An 18,600-nucleotide genomic window follows, 5' to 3' on the forward strand; every position below is an offset into this window, starting at 1 on the left:
AGGACTGAGCACGGCGGGCAAGTTGTCCCGGCATCGTCCTGCGGCGCGCATATGCTGACATCGCTTTGATGCGCGCGGTCGATAGTTTGAATGATTTTAAGGAAGCGACAGGTGTTTGCCCGCCTCGCGGCGGCTTAGCGGCGCCAGCCGTTCGCCCGATGCCGCGAGGAAGCCGCGCACGGCCGCCGGGTCGTGCCACGCGTAGTCGCGCAAGCCCCAGCCGAGCGCTTTTTGTATGAAGAATTCCGTTTCCGGCGCCAGCGCGAGGGCGTAGGCGAACAGCCGCGCCGCGTCGGTGTCGCCGCGCCACCCCAGTTGGTGGGTCATGGCGATGCGGCGCACCCACAGGTCGGCGTGGCCCAGCGCCGCGTCCATGCTGCCGTGGGCGTCGCGTCCGTGGGTCTTTTCCCGTCTGAGCAGGTCGCCGACGATGGCGGCGACGCCGTCGACGCTGTCCCACCAGGCGCGCCGCTGCGCCAGCGCCAGCAGGGCGGGGAGGTGGCTGGCGTCCAGTTCCTTCCAGTGCATTGCCAGCAAGTCCAGCGCGAGGTATTGGTATTCGCGTTGCGGCAGTTGCCACAGCGCGCAGGCGTGCTCCAGCAGGGCGTCGGCGCCGGCGCCTTTCAAGGCGCTCAGCGGGGCCCGCGTCGCGGCGCGCCGTGCCGGCGTCGGCACGCCGAGGAAGTCGAACTGCCCGCGCATGTAGGCGCGCATGGAGGCGGCGCGCCCGGCGTCGGCGCTGTCCGCCAGCGCCGCTTGTATATGGGGGAGAAACTGGCCGTCCATTTTTATCCTATGCACCTTGCCGCGACACGACACGAAAAAAAAGCGCTCCGAAGAGCGCTTTTCCATTCCAGCAATGATTACTGGATTTTTGCTTTTTTCAGCAACTCTTCGCGCAGGGCGGCAACTTTCTTCTGTTGCAGCGCTTCGCCGATCTGGCCTTTGACTTCGTCCAGCGACGGTACTTTGGCTGGGCGCGAGCCTTCCAGTTTGATGACGTGGAAGCCGAACTCCGTTTTTACCGGGGTTTCGGTGATCTGGCCGGCTTTCAGGGCCACCATCGCATCCGAGAACGGCTTGACGAAGGAACCCGGGTTGGCCCAGTCGAGGTCACCGCCGTTGTTGGCGGAGCCGTCTTTCGACACCTTGGCCAGTTCTTCAAACTTGCCGCCGGCTTTCAGTTTGGCGATCAGGTCTTTCGCTTCGGCTTCCGTGGCCACCAGGATGTGGCGGGCGTGGTATTCCTTGTCGCCGACCTGAGCCTTGTACTTGTCGTATTCGGCCTTGATGTCGGCGTCCTTGACGGGATTTTTCTTGATGTGGTCGGCCAGCATGGCGTTGATCATGATGCTTTGGCGGGTGTTTTCCAGCTGCGCCTTGACTTCGGGGCGGGTGCCGTAACCTTGTTTGTCGGCTTCCTGGACCAGCACTTCACGGCCGATCAGGTCGCGTTTGATGGCTTCGCGCAATTGCGGCGAATCCGTTTGCTTGCCCTGGGCGACGACTTGCTTGACCAGTTGGTCGACGCGCGCGGCCGGGATGGCTTTACCGTTGACGGTGGCGACGTTTTGCGCGAATGCCGGAATGGCCACGGCGGCGAGCAGGGTTAACAACAGGCGGGCAGGCTTCAAATTCATTATCACATCCTATAAATATACAAGGGAACGCGGCTGCCGGGCAGCACGCATTGCTACTCGGAATACAATTCCGGCGCCGCGAAGGGCGCCGGACGGCAATGCCAGATTACTGAACCTTGGCTTTTTTAACCATTTCTTCTTGGTACGCTTGCAGTTTCTTTTGTTGCAGCGCTTCGGCGATCTGTGGCTTGACTTCTTCCAGCGTCGGCAGTTTGGCGGCGCGGGTGTCGTCCAGCTTGATCACGTGGAAGCCGTTCGGCGTTTGCACCGGGGTTTCCGTGACCTGGCCTTTTTGCAGGCCGACGAAGGCGTCCGAGAACACTTTCGGGAACGACGATGGGGCCGCCCAGTCCAGGTCGCCGCCATTGTCGGCCGAACCGGTGTCTTTCGAGGTCTTGGCCAGGTCTTCGAACTTGGCGCCGCCTTTGAGCTTGGCGATGACGTCTTTCGCTTCGGCTTCCGTGGCCGTCAGGATGTGGCGGACATGGTATTCCTTGTCGCCGGACTGGGCCACGAAGCGGTCGTATTCCGCCTTGATGTCAGCGTCCTTGATCGGGTTCTTTTTCACGAAGTCGCCAACCAGGGCGTTGATGATGATGGCCTGGCGCGCGTTTTCGACTTGCTGCTTGACGGCGGCGTCCTTGCCGAAGCCTTGTTTCTCCGCTTCCTGCATCAGCACTTCGCGGCCGATCAGGTCTTTCTTGATCAAATCACGCAATTGCGGCGAATCCGGTTGCTGGCCTTGCGCCACAACTTGTTTGACGACCGCGTCAACGCGCGACGATGGGATAGGCTTGCCATTCACAACAGCAATGTTTTGCGCGAGCACAGGTACCGCGACAACGGCGAGGAGGGCGATCAGCAAGCGGGCTGGCTTAAAAGTCATTATTAAATCCTGTTAGGGAAAAGTTCGTGAAAAAGTGCGTTGAATGAAATAGATCGTCGATGCGGCTGTTTCGTTCAATGTTTCAGATACTCAATTACCTCAATATCCAGCGGCGCCGTCACACTTCCGACGGCGCCAGCGCGATTATCGCCAGTGCGTGAATCTCGGTATGCATCATATCGTGCACGGAATCATACACGAGTCGATGGCGCGTGACGAGTCTGAGCCCCTCAAATTGAGCCGAAACAATGCGTAAATTGTAATGTCCGCCGCCGGAGGCCGCGCCGGCATGGCCGGCGTGGCGCGCCGAGTCGTCTTCCAGCAGGCATTCGAGGGGGGCGAGGGCCGCTTCGACGCGGCTGCGGATGCGTTCGATGCGGGTGTCGGGCGCGCTCATGCGTCTTCCTCCAGGATGTATTTGGACAGGAACAGGGTCTGGACGATGATGAAGACGAAGAAGATGCCGGTGGCGCCGAAAGCCTTGAAGCTGACCCAGGCGCTTAAATCGTTCTTATAGACGACGAAGGCGACAAACAGATTCAGCGCGCCCAGCGCGGACAGGAAGGCGATCCACGCAAACAGCAGTTTCTTCCATACAAAGTCGGGCAGCTTGATCTGGGTTTCCATGGTTTTGCGCATTAAGTTCTTGTTAAAGAACACATGGGCCAGCAGCAGGGCCAGCGCGAACAGCCAGTAAATCAGCGTCGGCTTCCATTTGATAAATGTGGCGTCGTGGAAATAAATGCCGGCGCCGCCGAACACGACAAAGATGAACAGCGATAACCATAACATGCCGGGCACGGCTTTTCTGCGCATCAGCAAATAGGCGACCTGGAAAAAGGTGGCGGCGATGCCGGCCACGGTGGCGAGCATGATAGGGGTCTGTTCCTGGTTGACGACGCCGCCGGAAACAATGGCCGACAGGTATTCGGTGGCCAGGGCGTGCGCCATGTCCGGATACACGCCGGCCCATTTATAGGCGCCGAAAAACAGGAAGAGGGGGAAATAATCGAACAGAAATTTCATCGTATTCTTTTGTGCAAGTTATTGTGGGTCGAAGCGCAGCGAGGCCGAATTGATGCAGTAACGCATGCCGGTCGGCGCGGGGCCGTCGGGGAACACGTGGCCCAGATGGGCGTCGCAGACGGCGCAAACGATTTCGGTGCGCAGCATACCATGACTGCGGTCGACGATTTCCTCCACGTTGGCCGGGTCCAGCGCCTTGAAGTAGCTGGGCCAGCCGCAGCCGGAGTCGAATTTGGCGTCGGAGGCGAACAGCGGCGTGTTGCAGCACACGCAGGTGTAGATGCCGGGCTCGTGGTGGTCCCAGAACTCACCGGTGAAGGCGGGCTCGGTGGCGGCGTGGCGCGTCACTGCATACTGCATCGTGTCGAGCTGGGCGCGCCACTGGGCATCGGTTTTGCTTACTTTTGTGCTTGTCATGGTCGGCTTCTCAAGAGGAACAACTAACTTCAAGGTGGCTGGCCCAGTCCGGCGGCAGGGCCGCGTAATGCTCGTACTCCGGCTGTTCGTCGAACGGGCGCTGCAAAACTGTCAGCAGGCGCGTCACTTCAGTAAAGTCCTTTTTCTGCGCCTTTTCAATGGCCACTTGCGCCAGATAGTTGCGCAATACGTATTTCGGGTTGACCCGGTTCATCGCCGCGCGGCGGGCGGCGTCGGCGCTGGCCTCGGCGGCCAGGCGCAGGCGGTACTGCGCGGCCCAGGCGTCGAAGGCGGGCCGGTCGATGAACAGGTCGCGCAGCGGCGCGTCGCCGTCGGGCGCGTCCACCCGCAGGTCGCCGAGGCGGCGGAAGAACAGCGTGAAGTCGACGTGGTTGGCCTGCATCAGCGCGAACAGCGCGTCGAACAGGGCCGTGTCGCCGTCGCGCTCCGTCAGCAGGCCCAGCTTCTGGTGCAGCAAGTCGTCCATGGCCGCCGCGAAGGCCGGCTGGTAGACGTCGAGCGCCTGCTGGGCCGCCGCCACGTCGCCGATCAGCGGCAGCAGCGCCTGGCCCAGCGCGTAGCAGTTCCAGTGGCCGATTTCCGGCTGCATCGAGTACGCGTAGCGGCCCTGCTGGTCGGTGTGGTTGCAGATGTGGCCGGCGTCGAACGCTTCCATGAAGCCGAACGGCCCATAGTCGAGCGTCAGGCCGAGGATGGACATATTGTCGGTGTTGAGCACGCCGTGCATGAAGCCGACCGCCTGCCACTGGGCGACCAGCCGGGCCGTGCGGCGCGCCACCTCGGCCAGCAGCGCCTGGTAGGGATGCTCCTGTTGCCGCAGGGCCGGGTAGAAGTTGTCGATGACGTAGTCGGCAAGGATCTTCAATTCCGCCTTCTTGTCGCGGTAGCACCAGTGCTCGAAGGAGCCGAAGCGCACGAAGCTGGGCGCCATGCGTGTGACGACGGCGGCGCTTTCGACGGTTTCGCGCATCACGCCCTGGTCGGAGCCGGTGACGGCGAGGGCGCGCGAGGTCGGAATGCCGAGCGCGGCCATGGCCTCGGAGCAGAGGAATTCGCGGATCGACGAGCGCAGCACGGCGCGCCCGTCGCCCATGCGCGAGTAGGGCGTGGCCCCGGCGCCTTTCAATTGCAGTTCGATGGGGCCGTCGGCGGTGGCTATGTCGCCGAGCAAAATGGCGCGGCCGTCGCCCAACTGGCCGGCCCAGACGCCGAACTGGTGGCCGGAGTACACGGCCGCCAGCGGCTGCGACTGCTGCGGCACGCGGTTGCCGCTGAGCGTGGCGACGAAGAGTTCGTCGGCCAGGGCGGCCGCGTCCAGCCCGATCAGCGCGGCGGCGGCGGCGCTGCCGGCAACCAGATAGGGGGCGGGCAGGGGCGTGGGCATCAGGCGCGTGTAGAAGGCCGGCGGCAGCGCCGCAAATGAATTGCCCAGGGGGAGATTGTCGGCAGTGATGGCGGTTCCGTTCGGTCTAGATTGGTTGCGCGCCGATGGGGCGCAGGGCTAAGATGGATTTTACCGCACCGGACGATTTTATTCGCGGGCGGCTGGTTTATGGGGGCGCGTTACATTTGCTCACGATCCGGGCGGCGCGGGCAGCTTTGCTGCGACGCAGCATCGAAATGCGTTGACTGTTTTAGCACGGTCGTACCAAACTCAATGTCACTTTGATAAATTTGCGGGAGATTCGATGTCGTCTTATCCACAAAGCCCCTTGATGGGGCAGATGATGAGCCAGCCTTTGCTCATTTCCAGCATTATCGAATTCGTCGCGCGCCATTACGGCGGCAACGAGATCGTCTCGCGCCGGGTCGAGGGCGATCTGCACCGCTACACTTACCGCGAATGCCACCAGCGCGCGCGCCGCCTGGCCAATGCGCTGCACGGCCTGGGCGTGGGCCTCGGCGACCGCGTCGCCACGCTGGCCTGGAACGGCTACCGCCACCTGGAGGCGTATTACGCCGTGTCCGGCTCGGGCGCCGTGCTGCACACCATCAACCCGCGGCTGTTCCCGGAACAGATCGTCTACATTGCCAACCACGCCGAAGACCAGTGCCTGCTGTTCGACCTGACCTTCCTGCCGGTGGTCGAGGCCATCGCCGCCCAGTGCAAGACGGTGCGGCATTTCGTGCTGATGTGCGACCGCGAGCGCATGCCGAAAGACAGCAAGATTCCCGACCTGCTGTGCTACGAAGACTTGATCGCCAGCCATTCCGACGAGTACACCTGGCCGCTGTTCGATGAAAACTCGGCGGCGACGCTGTGCTACACCTCGGGCACCACGGGCAACCCGAAGGGCGCGCTGTACTCGCACCGCTCGACGGTGCTGCACGCCTACGGCTCGGCGGTGCCGAACGCCCTCAACGTTTCGGCGGCCGACACGGTGCTGCCGGTCGTGCCCATGTTCCACGTGAACGCCTGGGGTTTGCCGTATTCGGTGCCGCTGTCGGGCGCGAAGATGGTGTTTCCCGGTGCGGCGCTGGACGGCAAATCGCTCTACGAGCTGTTCGAGAGCGAGAAGGTGACGTTCTCGGCCGGCGTGCCGACCGTCTGGCTGGGCCTGATCAACCACGCGCTGCAGAACAAGTTGAAGTTCTCCACCTTCCGCCGCACGGTGATCGGCGGCGCGGCCTGCCCGCCGGCGATGATGGACACGCTGATCGACGTCTTCGGCATCGAGGTCGTGCACGCCTGGGGTATGACGGAAATGTCGCCGCTGGGCACCTGCGGCGGCTTGCAGAGCAAGCATATGGACTTGCCGCAGGCGGCGCAGCGCAAGATCTTGCAGAAACAGGGCCACGCCATTTACGGCGTCGACATGAAGATCGTCGACGACGACGGCAAGGAGTTGCCGTGGGATGGGATCAGTTACGGGCATTTGATGGTCAAGGGACCGTGGATCATCGCGCGCTATTTCAAGGACGAGGGCGGCGAGGTGCTGCAGGACGGCTGGTTCCCCACCGGCGACGTGTCGACCATCGACGCCGACGGTTATATGCAGATTACCGACCGCAGCAAGGACGTCATCAAGTCGGGCGGCGAGTGGATCGGCACCATCGACCTGGAAAACCTGGCGATGGGCCATCCGGCCGTGCTGCAGGCGGCCTGCATCGGGGTGGCGCACCCGAAATGGGATGAGCGGCCGCTGCTGCTGGTGGTCAAGCGCCCCGGCATGGAGGTGGGCCGCGAGGACTTGCTGCATTTCTTCGACGGCAAGATCGCCAAGTGGTGGATGCCGGACGACGTCGTCTTCCTGGACGCCTTGCCGATGGGCGCCACCGGCAAAATCCAGAAAAACAAGCTGCGCGAGCAGTTCAAGGGGCATTGTTTGCCGACCGCCTAGCCAATAGCAAACCGTAGCAAGCCCGAAGCGGGAAGCCGCCGCCGGCCGCCACTATCGAACCAGGATGGAGACTATGACAAAACGCGCTTGTGCCGTAGCTGTTGCTCTTGCCTTCCTCGTGGCGCCGTTCGCGCTGCCGGCCGCCCGGGCCGACACCGTGAAGGTCGCTTTCATCGATCCCCTGTCCGGCCCGTTTGCGCCGGTCGGGCAAAACCAGTTGCGGGGTTTCCAGCTGCTCGCCGATACGGCCAACGGCGCCGCCTGGGCCGGCGCGCACCGCTTCCAGGTGGTGGGCTTCGACAATAAGGGTAGCCCGCAGGAGTCGCTGACCCAGTTGAAGGCGGCCATCGACCAGGGTTACCGCTACATCGTGCAGGGCAACGGCTCCGGCGTCGGCCTGGCGCTGCTCGACGCCGTCAACAAGCATAACGAGCGCAATCCGGGCAAGGAAGTGCTGTACCTGAACTATGCGGCGATCGACCCGGACATGACAAACAGCAAGTGCAGCTTCTGGCATTTCCGCTTCGACGCCAATTCGGACATGAAGATGGAGGCGCTGACCAGCTACATCGCGCCCGACAAGCGCATCAAGAGCGTCTACTTGATCGGCCAGAACTACGCCTTCGGCCAGGCCGTCAGCCGCGCGGCGAAGGATTACCTGGCCCGCAAGCGTCCCGACATCAAGATCGCCGGCGACGACCTGCATCCGATCGGCCAGGTGAAGGACTTTTCGCCTTACATCGCCAAGATCAAGGCGTCCGGCGCCGACACTGTCATCACCGGCAACTGGGGCGCCGACCTGGCGCTGCTGATCCGCGCCGCCAAGGACGCCGACCTGAAGGCCAGCTTCTACACCTATTACGGCGCGACGACGGGCGTGCCGACGGCGATGGGCGCGGCCGGCGCCGAGCGCGTGAAAGTCATCGGCAACTGGGTGGTTAACAGCGACGGCTTCAGCGGCAAGGAGCTGGTTGAGGCGTTCAAGAAGAAGTACGGCGACGATTTCTATACGGCCCAGCCGCACAGCATGCTCGGCATGCTGGCCAAGGCGATCAAGGAAACCGGCTCGACGGAGCCCGTCAAGGTCGCCTTCGCGCTGGAGGGCATGGCGCTGGAGAGCCTGAACGGTCCGGTGACGATGGCCAAGCTCGACCACCAGTTGCAGCAGCCGCTGTATGTCGCCACCTGGGTCAAGACGAACGGCAAGGATATCCGCTATGACCAGGAAAACACCGGCTATGGCTGGCGCATGGACAAGCGCATGGATGCCTATGTGGCCAGGCAGCCCTCGTCGTGCCAGATGAAGCGGCCGGGCATGTAGGCGCGGCGCCGGCATGGAATTTACCCTGTTTACACTGCTGAACGGGCTCAGTTACGGATTGCTGCTGTTCATGCTCTCGTCCGGGCTGACGCTGATCTTCAGCATGATGGGCGTGCTGAACTTCGCCCACGCCAGCTTCTATATGCTGGGCGCCTACCTGGCCCACGCGATTGGCGCGCGCATCGGTTTTTGGCCGGCGCTGCTGCTGGCGCCGTGCGCGGTCGGCTTGCTCGGCGCGCTGGTGGAGCGCTATGGCCTGCGCCCCTTGCACAAGCATGGCCACATTCCCGAGCTGCTGTTCACTTTCGGCCTGTCCTACCTGGTCGTCGAACTGGTGCAACTGGTCTGGGGCCGGGCGGCCGTGTCCTATCCGATCCCGCCGGAGCTGGACGGGCCGCTGTTCACGCTGTATTCGACCAGCTTTCCCATGTACCGGGGCTTCATGATGCTGGTGGCGCTGGCCATGCTGGCGGCGATCTGGCTGCTGCTCACGCGCAGCCGCGTCGGACTGGTGATCCAGGCCGCGCTGACGCATCCGCAGGCGGCCGAGGCGCTGGGCCACAATGTGCCGCGGCTGTTCATGTGGGTGTTCGGCGGCGGCTGCGCGCTGGCCGGGCTGGCCGGGGTGGTGGGCGGCAAGGCTTTCGTCACCGAGCCGGCGATGGCGGCCAGCGTCGGCAGCATCATCTTCGTCGTCGTGGTGGTCGGCGGCATGGGGTCGCTGGCGGGCGCCTTCCTCGCCTCCCTCCTCATCGGCGTGCTGCAAAGCTATGCCGTCGCGCTCGACTATTCCTTGCTCAGCCTGCTCGCCCTGGTGGGGGTGGCGCCCGCCGCGCAGACGCCCGGCTATGCCTTGCTGACGGTGACGATCGCCCAGAGCGCGGCGATCCTGCCGTATCTCTTGCTGGTGCTGGTGTTGATCTGCCGCCCCAGGGGCTTGATGGGGACGCGCGAGTGAGGCCGCCCAAGCTCGGCCGCGCGCTGCTGTGGGGCGGCTTCGCGCTGGCGCTGGCCGGCGCGCCGCTGCTGTTCAACAAGGGCGGCGCCTTGTCCATCCTGTGCCAGATGGGCACGCTGATGATCTTCGGCCTGTCCTACAATATGCTGCTGGGGCAGGGCGGCATGCTGTCCTTCGGCCACGCCGTCTACTCCGGCCTGGGCGCCTTCTGCGCCATTCACGCGATGAACCTGGCGGCGGGCGGCCCGGCCATTCCGACCAGCCTGATTCCGCTGGTCGGCGGCGCCGCCGGCATGTTCTTCGGCCTGCTGTTCGGCTATGTGACGACGCGGAAGTCCGGCACCACCTTCGCCATGATCACGCTGGGGCTGGTGGAACTGGTGTTCGCCGCCTCGCTGATGTTCCCCGCCTTCTTCGGCGGCGAGGGCGGCGTCACCACCAACCGCGCCAGCGGCGCGGCCGTGCTCGGCATCAGTTACGGGCCGCAAATCCAGGTGTATTATCTGATCGCCTTCTGGCTGTTCCTCAGCACCGCCGCGATGTTCGCCTTCACCCGGACGCCGCTGGGGCGCATTCTCAACGCCGTGCGCGACAATCCCGAGCGGGTCGGCTTCATCGGCTACGACGCGCAGTGGGTGCGCTACCTGACTCTGATCCTGTCGGCCTTCTTCGCCGGCATCTCCGGCGGCCTGTCGGCGATCAATTTCGAGATCGTCAGCGCCGAAAACGTCAGCGCGGCCCGCTCCGGCGCCATTCTGCTGTTCACCTTCATCGGCGGCATCGGCTTTTTCGTCGGCCCGATGCTGGGCGCCGTCGTCGGCGTGTGCTTCGCGGTGCTGCTGTCGGACTTCAGCCACGCCTGGCAGTTGTACCTGGGTCTGTTCTTCATCGCGCTGGTGCGCTATGCCCCGGCCGGGCTGGCCAGCCTGTTGCTGATGCTGCTGAGGCTGGCGGCGGCCGGCGGGCTGGGCCGCGTCGGGCCGCGGCTGCTGGGCCTGCTGGCCGTGGTGCTGGCTGGTTTGCTGGGCTTCGTGGGCGGCGTGGAAATGCTCTACCACCTGACGCTGGAAGCGGCCGACGGCAGCGTGATGCCGCTGTTCGGCTTCCATCCCGACACGCGCGCGGCCTGGCCCTGGTGCGTGGCGGGCGGCCTGATGCTGGCCGCCGCGTTCGCCTACCGCCGCCTGCAACCGGGTTTCGCTGCGGCGTGGAGCGAGGCCATGGCGGCCCAGCGCGGCGGAGGCGTCCGATGAGCATGGCCAACGCGCTGGAATTGCGCGATGTCCGCAAGCGTTTCGGCAAGTCGGAAATCATCCGCGGCGCGAATCTGAGCGTGGCCAGCGGCGAGCGCTGCGCCGTCATCGGCCCCAACGGCGCCGGCAAGTCGACGCTGTTCAACCTGATTTCCGGCCGCTTCCCGCTCAGCTCGGGCGCCATCCTGCTCAAGGGCGCCAGCGTGGGCGGCTTGCCGCCCCACCGGATTAACCGCCTGGGGTTGGCGCGCAGCTTCCAGATCAGCAATCTTTTCGCGACATTGTCGGTGTACGACAACCTGCGCTGCGCGGTGCTGTGGTCGCTCGGCTACCGCTATTCCTTCTGGCAGCGCCTGAGCGGCCTGCGCGACGCCCATGAGCGGAGCGAGCAGGTGCTGGAGCAAATCGGCTTGCGGCGCCAGCGCGACGTGCCGGCCGGCGTGCTCAGCTACGCCGAGCAGCGCGCGCTGGAAATCGGCATCACCATCGCCGGCGGCGCCGACGTCATCCTGCTCGACGAGCCGACGGCCGGCATGAGCCGCTCCGAATCGGACGCGGCGGTGGAGCTGATCCGCAGGGTCAGCGCCGGCAAGACGCTGCTGATGGTCGAGCACGATATGAGCGTGGTGTTCGGGCTGGCCGACAAGATCGCCGTGCTCGTGCATGGCCAGGTGATCGCCTGCGACACGCCGGCCAATATCCGCGCCAACGCGGCCGTGCAGGCGGCCTACCTTGGCGGCGCCGCGGAGGCTGTCGCATGAGCGCGCTGCTCGACATCCGCCAGTTGCATGCGTTTTACGGCAAGAGCCACGTCCTGCACGGCGTCGACCTGCATGTGGGCGCCGGCGAGATCGTCAGCCTGCTCGGGCGCAACGGCGTCGGCCGCTCGACGCTGGTGAAGGCGGCCATGGGCCAGGTGGCGGCGCGCGGCGCCGTGCGCTTCAAGGGCGCCGACATCCTCGGCCTGAAGGCTTACCAGATCGCGCACCGGGGGCTGGGCTATGTGCCGGAGAGCCGCGACGTCTTCCCGACGCTGACGGTGGAGCAGAACCTGCTGCTTGGCCGCAAGCGCAACGCGGACACCGGGCGCTGGCGGCTGGGCGATATGTACCGGATGTTCCCGCGCCTGGAGGAGCGGCGCGGCGTCGCCGCCGGGCTGCTGTCGGGCGGCGAGCAGCAGATGCTGACGCTGTGCCGCACGCTGATGGGCGACCCGGACCTGATGATGATCGACGAGCCGACCGAGGGGCTGGCGCCGCAGGTCGTCGCGCCGGTGGCGCGCTACCTGCTGGCGCTGCGGGAGCGCGGCATCGCGGTGCTGCTGGTGGAGCAGAAGCTGGCGATCGCGCTGGACATTTCGCAGCGCGTCTATGTGATGGGGCGCGGCGCCATCGTCTTCGAGGGCACGCCGGAGCAGTTGCGCCAGGATGGCGGCGTGCGCCGCGAGTGGCTGGAGGTATAGGCCGGCAGGTCCGCGGGCGCCTTGCCGGGCCGGCCTTGTCCCTAGGTCTGGCATCGCAAGCAATATTTCCTTGCGGGCAATCTTTTCGGGATTTGTCAATCAAGCCACATTGCGTCTTCCAGCGTGCGCGTCTTGTCAAAAAATAATACGGCCGTACTATTTATTTGCGGTATAGTCGTGCCATTGCTGTTTCACTCTAAAAAGGAAGAGACATGAGCGCCGAATACCTGGTCAATGGCAGCGTTGCCGTCATCACCTTGAACAATCCGCCCGTCAATGGGCTGGGCCTGGCGACCCGCACGGCGGCGGTCGAGGGCATCCGCAAAGCGCTGGCCGACGACGCCGTCAAAGCCATCGTCATCACCGGCGCGGGCAAGGCGTTTTCCGGCGGCGCCGACATCAAGGAATTCAATTCGCCGAAGGCGCTGACCGAACCGAGCCTGCACACCCTGATCCGTACCGTCGAAGACTCGACCAAGCCGGTGGTGGCGGCCATCCACAGCGTTTGCATGGGCGGCGGGCTGGAACTGGCGCTCGGCTGCAACTACCGCATTGCCGCGCCCGGCGCGCAGATGGCCTTGCCGGAAGTGAAACTCGGCCTGCTGCCGGGCGCCGGCGGCACGCAGCGGCTGCCGCGCGTGCTCGGCCTGGAAATGGCCCTGAACATGATCGTCTCCGGCACCCCGGTGGCGTCGGACAAGCTGGCCCAGACCGCCCTGTTCGACGCGGTGACCGCGCCCGGCGCGGACTTGCTGGCCGCCGCCGTCGCCTTCGCCGGCACAGTGGCCGACCGGCGTCCGCTGCCGAAGGTGCGCGACCGCAAGGTGGACTACCCGAACCACGAAGCCTTCCTGCAATTCACGCGCAACACCGTCAAGGCCATGTCCGGGCCGTTCCCGGCGCCGCTGCAATGCGTGGAAACCGTCGCCGCCTCGGTGACGATGAAGTTCGAGGATGGCCTGAAGTTCGAGCGCGAGCGCTTCATGCAACTGATACAGACCAGCGAATCGAAGGCGCTGCGCCACGCCTTCTTCGCCGAGCGCGTCGCCGGCAAGGTGCCCGACGTGCCGGCGGACACGCCGACGCGCGACATCCGGCGCGCCGCCGTCATCGGCGCCGGCACGATGGGCGGCGGCATCGCCATGAACTTCGTCAACGCCGGCATCCCCGTGGTGCTGCTGGAGACGCGGCAGGAGACGCTCGACAAGGGCCTGGCGACGATCCGCAAGAACTATGAAAACACCCTGAAGAAGGGCAAGCTGACCCAGGAGAAGTTCGAGCAGCGCCTGGCGCTGCTCAGCGGCACGCTGGTGTATGAGGATATCGGCCAGGCCGACATCGTCGTCGAAGCCGTGTTCGAGGACATGGGTGTCAAGGAAACCGTGTTCCGCAAGCTCGACGCGGTGATGAAGCCGGGCGCGATCCTGGCGTCGAACACCTCGACGCTGGACCTGAACCGCATCGCCGGTTTCACCGGGCGGCCGCAGGACGTCATCGGCACGCATTTCTTCAGCCCGGCGAACGTGATGAAGCTGCTGGAAATCGTGCGCGGCGCGGCCACCGGCAAGGACGTGCTGGCGACGACGCTGGCGCTGTCGAAGAAACTGAAGAAGACCGGCGTCGTCTCCGGCGTGTGCGACGGTTTCATTGGCAACCGCATGATCGAGCAATACAGCCGCCAGGCCGGCTTCCTGCTGGAGGAGGGCTGTCTGCCGGAGCAGGTCGACAAGGCCGCCGAGAAGTTCGGCTTCGCGATGGGGCCGTTCCGCATGGGCGATTTGGCCGGCAACGACATCGGCTGGTACATCCGCAAGCGCCGCTATGTGGAGGCGCCGGCCATCAGTTACTCGGCAAGCGCCGACCTGTTGTGCGAACTGGGCCGCTTCGGCCAGAAGACCGGCGCCGGCTGGTACGACTACAAGCCGGGCGACCGCAAGGCATATCCATCGGCGCTGGTCGACGACATGATCGTCAAGCACTCGGCCGACATCGGCGTCGAGCGGCGCAAGGTCAGCGACCAAGAAATCGTCGAGCGCCTGGTCTACTCGCTGGTCAACGAAGGCGCGCGGATACTGGAGGAGGGCATCGCCCTGCGCGCCTCCGACATCGACATGGTCTACCTGACCGGCTACGGCTTCCCCCTGCACCGAGGCGGCCCGATGTTCTACGCCGACACGGTCGGCTTGCCGAATGTGCTAAGCGCGATAGAGAAATACGCGAAGGGCCGCCACGGCGACGCCTGGACAGCGGCGCCGCTGCTGCTTACACTGGCGGCCGAGGGCAAAACCTTCAACGGCTAAGGCGCCGGTAACGCCAAACGACGGCGCGCGGCCCCGCCCCGGGTCTGCCGCCGGTTTTTTGCTTAACGGCATTGGAATTTAATTTTAAGTATGCCGCTCATTCAGTATTTTCAACTCAAGTACGAAAACTGGACGCTGCAAGGCGACATCCACGTCGCGCCGCTGGACAAGCGCGTGTTGTTTATCCACGGCGCCGGCGCCAGCAGCCGCAGCAGGTTCGCCGAGCTGCGCCGCGAACTGCACGAGCGCGGCGTCGGCTCGACCGCCTTCGACTGCGTCGGCCACGGCGCCACCGGCGGCGCGATGGCGCAGTCCTCGCTGCACAGCCGCACCAGCCAGGCTGCGGCCGTGGCCGCCGCCACCGGCATGGGAAAGCAGGCGTTGGCGGTCTTCGGCTTCAGCATGGGGGCCTACAACGCCATCCGGCTGACGCAGCAGATGCGCGTCGACGCGCTGATCCTGGTGGTGCCGGGCATTTACGACCCGCGCGCCTACGCCTTGCCGTTCGGGCCGCGCTTCAGCGCCGCAATTCGGCGCGAGCGCAGCTGGATCGACAGCGACGCCTGGGGCATCCTGGCCGAATTCACCGGCGACCTGCTGGTGATCGCGGCGGCGGACGACGCCGTCATTCCGGCCGAGATCCCGCAGCGCCTGGTGGCGTCGGCGCTGGTGGCGCGCTCGCGCAGGCTGCACGTGGTCGCGGGCGCGACGCACAACCATTTGTTTGCGCTGCTGCGCGAGCGTCCCGAGGAGCTGGATGCGACGATGGCGCTGATTATGGGGTGTGTCGAGGTTGCCTAGCGGAGTCATTATGGGGCATGGGCCGGCGGTGGGATTTTATTGACGCTGATCCCTTGCACAATATCGGCTTCGGATAATCGGCGCCAAGCTTTGTTCCTGTGGATTTCCCATCTTGAAAAATCAAAATCCCGGTTGTCCATTGCATCGAAACGCTGGCCATTGATGTTTAGCCAATGGTGGTTGGTGTACTTGTCGTCCTCGTTATCGGAGCCGCTTACGCGTACTCCGTCGGCTACGGATTCAATTCTCACATTGGCGATTCCAAAAATGTTTTCCGCTATATATTTAGTCATCTCGCTGATGCTCCTGCAATCCCCCTCGTATTTTTTATTGCTTTTATCATCATGTTCCAACAATCTCTCTGGTGGGTTGTAGCTTCGCGAATACGCCATATTTGCAAAAATTCTCGCGTTGATCTCTTTTATGACGGAATAAGAATCTGACAGGTCAATGTTATCCGGTATCCATTTTCTTATATTTTTCTCATGCCGGTTTGCGGTTTCATGCATTGTCGCTTCTCTCCTCAGGACCATACTATGTTCCTGTTTCGCACGCTCGGGTATTTCCCGGGTTTTTTTATCGCGGGATTCCTTCATTACTTTTTCAGATGCGGCTACCCTCATATGCGTGTTGTTCCTGAGTCCTTCAAAATAAGAAATTGGCGGTAGTTTCTTAGGTTTTCTCGCGCCTGAGCTTTCATCCAATAATTCCAATCCTCGGCTCGGCGACTTTTCCTCCTCCTCCGTGATAAGGCTGAGGCTGGCCGACTTTTCCTCCTCTTCCGTGATAAGACTGAGGCTGGCGCTCTCCGCTTTTTTGAGAAACCGAATGTTGCCGTCCTTTATCCAGCCAGCTTGACCGCCACGGGTGCTGACCCATGTGTGGTCCTTGCTCCAGCTAAACAATCCTGGAAGGCTGAAACTGAGCTCCGCAGCGCCTTTCTCAACGACTACCTCATCGCCGTTTTTAAGGCTCACTATCACATCGTGTGGAGCAACCTTTTTCCTCAGATTCGAATCCGATGTTAACGTATATATGCCTGGAATTTGAACGCGTTGAATAATGCCGGCTGCCTGGCGTTGCGCCGTCAACCTGGCGCTCCCGTTGATGCGCTCAAGCAGCGTTTTTTGCCGATGCGCGCCAGGGCCGTCTTGTGCCTTTGCGGCGAGTGCCAGTTGCGCCGCCGCCGCGGGGCGCTTGTCGCTGAAGGCCGGCGACGCGGCTGTTTGTCCGCCCGACAAAGGGGCCGATTGCTGCGCGTGGTGCGTTGTGGGCTGCGCCGGTGCTTTCATGCGATCTCCGTTTTGGGGCTGCCACAGGGCGTTTCCTGGCAGCGACGCTCGTGCGGGATCCTCAAGCTTACCTCAGATATGGCTGAATGGCGCATATGCCCACGCCAAACTTGGGGCGGCGGCCTTTCCGTCGAACGGCGTTAGCGCAGGTGGCAGACCGCTTCGATGCGGTTGCCGTCCGGGTCGAGCAGGAAGGCGGCGTAATAGGATGGGTGATAGTCGCGCAGGCCGGGTGCGCCGTTGTCGCTGCCGCCGTGTTCCAGGCCGGCGCGCCAGAATGCCTCGACGGCCGCGCGCGACGGCGCCTTGAAGCAGCAGTGGCGGCGCGGCGCGTCTTCCGGCCGGGCGCCGTGGCGCACGGAAAAGTAGCTGCGGCCGGGATGGTCGGCGTCGCAGCGTTCGCCGTAGCCTATCCACGCCTCGGCGTGGTCCGATCCCACTTTGGCGACCCCGAGGGCGGCAAACACGGCGTCGTAGAAGCGCTCCGCCTTGTGCAAGTCGGCGACGGTGACGGAAACATGGTCCAGCATGGGCATCCCGGCATTGAGTATGGAGGCCCAAGCATAGCGCACATGGCGGCGCCGGCCAATCTCAGCTCCGCGCCAGGCGCCGCAGCAATTTCTGGCTGATGCTTTGCACCCGCGGCCCGAACAGCACCACGGCGAGGAAGGCGACCGGCCAGGCGGCCATGAAGGCATGGCGCCACTTGGCGAGGAAGTCCGGGGGCAGGCCGATGTTGATCCAGGTGACCCACAGCGACATCAATGTGGTCATGGTCAGGGACATGAGAAAAGCGAAGATAAAGCGCAGGCGCAGGGCGTCGGACATGGTGTTCTCCAGAGGTGTTGTGAGTGTTTGCATAGCGTAACAACTTGCGAAGTTCTATACTAGAGCGTAAATTTCAATTTCAAATTCCAAAAGTGAAACCATGCTCGACGATTTAGCGCTGTTTGTTGCCATCGTGGAGGCGGGCAGCCTGAACGCCGCCGCCGCCAAAGAGGAGGTGCCCGCCGCCACGGTGACGCGCCGCCTGCAAAAACTGGAGCGCACGCTCGGCTATCGCCTGCTGAACCGCAGCGCGCGGCGCATGCAGCCGACGGCGGAGGGCTGGCAGTATTACGAGCAGTGCCGCCCGCTGGTGCACGCGCTGCGCCAAGCCACGCAGCGCCTCGACGCCAGCCTGGGCGCGCTGTCGGGCACGATCCGCGTGCTGGCGCCGGTGAATTTCGCTAGCGGCCTGCTGACGCCGGCCTGGATCAGCTTCATGCAGCAGTACCCGGACATCAATCTGGAGCTGGAGTTGTCGAACCAGGTCCAGGATCTGGTCGGCAGCGGCGCCGACTTGGCCATACGTTCCGGCGCGCCGCCCGATTCGGGGCTGATGCAGCGTGGCCTGGGCAAGTCCGAGCTGGTGCTGGTGGCGGCGCCTTCTTATCTGGCCGGCGCCGGCGCGCCGGGCGACGCCGCCGCCTTGAACGAGCACGCCTTGCTGGTGGCCGAGCCGCTGCGCGAGTGGCGGCTGCGCGATCCGGCCAACGGCGCGGAAGTGCTGATTCAGCCGCGGGCGCGCATGCGCGTCAATGAGATGCGCCTGGCCGTGGAGCTGGCCGAGGCCGGCCTGGGCATCGTCCTGTGTCCGCTGCTGCAGTGCCGCGAGCTGATCGTGCAGGGCCGTCTGGTGCGCTTGCTGCCGGAATGGATGCCGCCGCCGCGCCACGTCTACGCCGTCTGGCCGCAGCAGCGCTACCTGCCGGCGCGCGTGCGCGCCTTGCTGGAGCACCTGGCCGCTTTCGCCGCCGGCAATCCCTTGCTGAATTCCTAAGCCGAGGCCAATCTTTCTGCAACTGCTTGCATAAACAAATATGCCGGCCTACAATTGTGC

Annotated in this window: 19 protein-coding genes; 9 read left to right on the forward strand and 10 right to left on the reverse strand. The window is 64.1% G+C overall.

What is annotated here, in order from left to right:
- Window positions 1-96 precede the first annotated feature (96 nt).
- The 7 genes from OIK44_RS03980 to OIK44_RS04010 all read right to left on the reverse strand — a co-directional run bounded on the left by OIK44_RS03980 (window position 97) and on the right by OIK44_RS04010 (window position 5,374).
- Window positions 97-786 (reverse strand): DNA alkylation repair protein, encoded by a 690-nt coding sequence (locus OIK44_RS03980; RefSeq protein ID WP_273669376.1) that lies wholly within the window; start codon window positions 784-786, stop codon window positions 97-99.
- Between the two features lie 77 nt (window positions 787-863).
- Complete coding sequence (locus OIK44_RS03985) at window positions 864-1,640, reverse strand: peptidylprolyl isomerase (RefSeq protein ID WP_273669377.1); 777 nt, start codon at window positions 1,638-1,640, stop codon at window positions 864-866.
- A 106-nt stretch (window positions 1,641-1,746) separates the two neighbouring features.
- A complete protein-coding gene (locus OIK44_RS03990; RefSeq protein ID WP_273669378.1) occupies window positions 1,747-2,526 on the reverse strand; it encodes a peptidylprolyl isomerase in 780 nt (259 codons plus the stop codon).
- A 118-nt stretch (window positions 2,527-2,644) separates the two neighbouring features.
- Entirely contained in the window at window positions 2,645-2,923 is a 279-nt protein-coding gene (locus OIK44_RS03995; RefSeq protein ID WP_273669379.1) for a BolA family protein, read from the reverse strand.
- Window positions 2,920-3,552, reverse strand: coding sequence for a septation protein A (locus OIK44_RS04000; RefSeq protein WP_273669380.1), 633 nt, complete (start codon window positions 3,550-3,552; stop codon window positions 2,920-2,922). The genes OIK44_RS03995 and OIK44_RS04000 overlap by 4 nt, the downstream gene beginning before the upstream one ends.
- Before the next feature lie 18 nt (window positions 3,553-3,570).
- Window positions 3,571-3,969, reverse strand: a complete 399-nt coding sequence (gene msrB / locus OIK44_RS04005) for a peptide-methionine (R)-S-oxide reductase MsrB (protein ID WP_273669381.1) — start codon at window positions 3,967-3,969, stop codon at window positions 3,571-3,573.
- Between the two features lie 10 nt (window positions 3,970-3,979).
- Window positions 3,980-5,374 (reverse strand): protein adenylyltransferase SelO, encoded by a 1,395-nt coding sequence (locus OIK44_RS04010; protein WP_420213812.1) that lies wholly within the window; start codon window positions 5,372-5,374, stop codon window positions 3,980-3,982.
- Window positions 5,375-5,678: 304 nt separating this feature from the next.
- Between OIK44_RS04010 and OIK44_RS04015 the strand changes: the two genes are divergently transcribed.
- The 8 genes from OIK44_RS04015 to OIK44_RS04050 all read left to right on the forward strand — a co-directional run bounded on the left by OIK44_RS04015 (window position 5,679) and on the right by OIK44_RS04050 (window position 15,426).
- Entirely contained in the window at window positions 5,679-7,331 is a 1,653-nt protein-coding gene (locus OIK44_RS04015) for a 3-(methylthio)propionyl-CoA ligase (protein ID WP_273669382.1), read from the forward strand.
- A 73-nt stretch (window positions 7,332-7,404) separates the two neighbouring features.
- The gene (locus OIK44_RS04020; RefSeq protein ID WP_273669383.1) at window positions 7,405-8,652 is read left to right on the forward strand and encodes a branched-chain amino acid ABC transporter substrate-binding protein; all 1,248 of its coding nucleotides are present in this window, start codon (window positions 7,405-7,407) and stop codon (window positions 8,650-8,652) included.
- A gap of 13 nt (window positions 8,653-8,665) precedes the next feature.
- Entirely contained in the window at window positions 8,666-9,610 is a 945-nt protein-coding gene (locus OIK44_RS04025; RefSeq protein ID WP_273669384.1) for a branched-chain amino acid ABC transporter permease, read from the forward strand.
- Window positions 9,607-10,863, forward strand: coding sequence for a branched-chain amino acid ABC transporter permease (locus OIK44_RS04030; protein WP_420213813.1), 1,257 nt, complete (start codon window positions 9,607-9,609; stop codon window positions 10,861-10,863). The genes OIK44_RS04025 and OIK44_RS04030 overlap by 4 nt, the downstream gene beginning before the upstream one ends.
- A 2-nt stretch (window positions 10,864-10,865) precedes the next feature.
- Window positions 10,866-11,624, forward strand: a complete 759-nt coding sequence (locus OIK44_RS04035) for an ABC transporter ATP-binding protein (protein ID WP_273669787.1) — start codon at window positions 10,866-10,868, stop codon at window positions 11,622-11,624.
- Window positions 11,621-12,325 (forward strand): ABC transporter ATP-binding protein, encoded by a 705-nt coding sequence (locus tag OIK44_RS04040; protein ID WP_273669385.1) that lies wholly within the window; start codon window positions 11,621-11,623, stop codon window positions 12,323-12,325. Before OIK44_RS04035 ends, OIK44_RS04040 begins: the two co-directional genes overlap by 4 nt.
- Before the next feature lie 212 nt (window positions 12,326-12,537).
- On the forward strand, window positions 12,538-14,625 hold the full coding sequence (locus tag OIK44_RS04045; protein WP_273669386.1) for a 3-hydroxyacyl-CoA dehydrogenase NAD-binding domain-containing protein: 2,088 nt from the start codon (window positions 12,538-12,540) through the stop codon (window positions 14,623-14,625).
- 90 nt (window positions 14,626-14,715) lie between these two features.
- Window positions 14,716-15,426 (forward strand): alpha/beta hydrolase, encoded by a 711-nt coding sequence (locus tag OIK44_RS04050; RefSeq protein ID WP_273669387.1) that lies wholly within the window; start codon window positions 14,716-14,718, stop codon window positions 15,424-15,426.
- 8 nt (window positions 15,427-15,434) lie between these two features.
- Here OIK44_RS04050 and OIK44_RS04055 read toward each other — a convergent pair whose 3' ends face one another.
- The 3 genes from OIK44_RS04055 to OIK44_RS04065 form a co-directional block, all read right to left on the reverse strand.
- Window positions 15,435-16,718, reverse strand: coding sequence for a hypothetical protein (locus tag OIK44_RS04055; protein WP_273669388.1), 1,284 nt, complete (start codon window positions 16,716-16,718; stop codon window positions 15,435-15,437).
- A gap of 140 nt (window positions 16,719-16,858) precedes the next feature.
- Window positions 16,859-17,254: a VOC family protein gene (locus OIK44_RS04060; protein WP_273669389.1), complete on the reverse strand. Its 396-nt coding sequence runs from the start codon at window positions 17,252-17,254 to the stop codon at window positions 16,859-16,861.
- A 55-nt stretch (window positions 17,255-17,309) separates the two neighbouring features.
- On the reverse strand, window positions 17,310-17,546 hold the full coding sequence (locus tag OIK44_RS04065) for a DUF2798 domain-containing protein (RefSeq protein ID WP_273669390.1): 237 nt from the start codon (window positions 17,544-17,546) through the stop codon (window positions 17,310-17,312).
- Window positions 17,547-17,646: 100 nt separating this feature from the next.
- Here OIK44_RS04065 and OIK44_RS04070 point away from each other — a divergent pair, with 100 nt between their 5' ends.
- On the forward strand, window positions 17,647-18,540 hold the full coding sequence (locus OIK44_RS04070; protein ID WP_273669391.1) for a LysR family transcriptional regulator: 894 nt from the start codon (window positions 17,647-17,649) through the stop codon (window positions 18,538-18,540).
- Window positions 18,541-18,600 lie beyond the last annotated feature (60 nt).

Source organism: Janthinobacterium fluminis, from assembly GCF_028595325.1.
In the GTDB taxonomy this organism is placed as follows: domain Bacteria; phylum Pseudomonadota; class Gammaproteobacteria; order Burkholderiales; family Burkholderiaceae_D; genus Janthinobacterium; species Janthinobacterium fluminis.

What these genes read in the sequence shown, in the direction of transcription:
- OIK44_RS03980 (WP_273669376.1), bottom strand. Translation starts at nt 786, where the DNA reads ATGGACGGCCAGTTTCTCCCCCATATACAAGCGGCGCTGGCGGACAGC.
- OIK44_RS03995 (WP_273669379.1), bottom strand. Translation starts at nt 2,923, where the DNA reads ATGAGCGCGCCCGACACCCGCATCGAACGCATCCGCAGCCGCGTCGAA.
- OIK44_RS04055 (WP_273669388.1), bottom strand. Translation starts at nt 16,718, where the DNA reads ATGAAAGCACCGGCGCAGCCCACAACGCACCACGCGCAGCAATCGGCC.
- OIK44_RS04060 (WP_273669389.1), bottom strand. Translation starts at nt 17,254, where the DNA reads ATGCCCATGCTGGACCATGTTTCCGTCACCGTCGCCGACTTGCACAAG.
- OIK44_RS04070 (WP_273669391.1), top strand. Translation starts at nt 17,647, where the DNA reads ATGCTCGACGATTTAGCGCTGTTTGTTGCCATCGTGGAGGCGGGCAGC.
- OIK44_RS03990 (WP_273669378.1), bottom strand. Translation starts at nt 2,526, where the DNA reads ATGACTTTTAAGCCAGCCCGCTTGCTGATCGCCCTCCTCGCCGTTGTC.
- OIK44_RS04035 (WP_273669787.1), top strand. Translation starts at nt 10,866, where the DNA reads ATGGCCAACGCGCTGGAATTGCGCGATGTCCGCAAGCGTTTCGGCAAG.
- OIK44_RS04015 (WP_273669382.1), top strand. Translation starts at nt 5,679, where the DNA reads ATGTCGTCTTATCCACAAAGCCCCTTGATGGGGCAGATGATGAGCCAG.
- OIK44_RS03985 (WP_273669377.1), bottom strand. Translation starts at nt 1,640, where the DNA reads ATGAATTTGAAGCCTGCCCGCCTGTTGTTAACCCTGCTCGCCGCCGTG.
- OIK44_RS04040 (WP_273669385.1), top strand. Translation starts at nt 11,621, where the DNA reads ATGAGCGCGCTGCTCGACATCCGCCAGTTGCATGCGTTTTACGGCAAG.
- OIK44_RS04010 (WP_420213812.1), bottom strand. Translation starts at nt 5,374, where the DNA reads ATGCCCACGCCCCTGCCCGCCCCCTATCTGGTTGCCGGCAGCGCCGCC.
- OIK44_RS04065 (WP_273669390.1), bottom strand. Translation starts at nt 17,546, where the DNA reads ATGTCCGACGCCCTGCGCCTGCGCTTTATCTTCGCTTTTCTCATGTCC.
- OIK44_RS04050 (WP_273669387.1), top strand. Translation starts at nt 14,716, where the DNA reads ATGCCGCTCATTCAGTATTTTCAACTCAAGTACGAAAACTGGACGCTG.
- OIK44_RS04045 (WP_273669386.1), top strand. Translation starts at nt 12,538, where the DNA reads ATGAGCGCCGAATACCTGGTCAATGGCAGCGTTGCCGTCATCACCTTG.
- OIK44_RS04000 (WP_273669380.1), bottom strand. Translation starts at nt 3,552, where the DNA reads ATGAAATTTCTGTTCGATTATTTCCCCCTCTTCCTGTTTTTCGGCGCC.
- msrB (WP_273669381.1), bottom strand. Translation starts at nt 3,969, where the DNA reads ATGACAAGCACAAAAGTAAGCAAAACCGATGCCCAGTGGCGCGCCCAG.
- OIK44_RS04025 (WP_273669384.1), top strand. Translation starts at nt 8,666, where the DNA reads ATGGAATTTACCCTGTTTACACTGCTGAACGGGCTCAGTTACGGATTG.
- OIK44_RS04020 (WP_273669383.1), top strand. Translation starts at nt 7,405, where the DNA reads ATGACAAAACGCGCTTGTGCCGTAGCTGTTGCTCTTGCCTTCCTCGTG.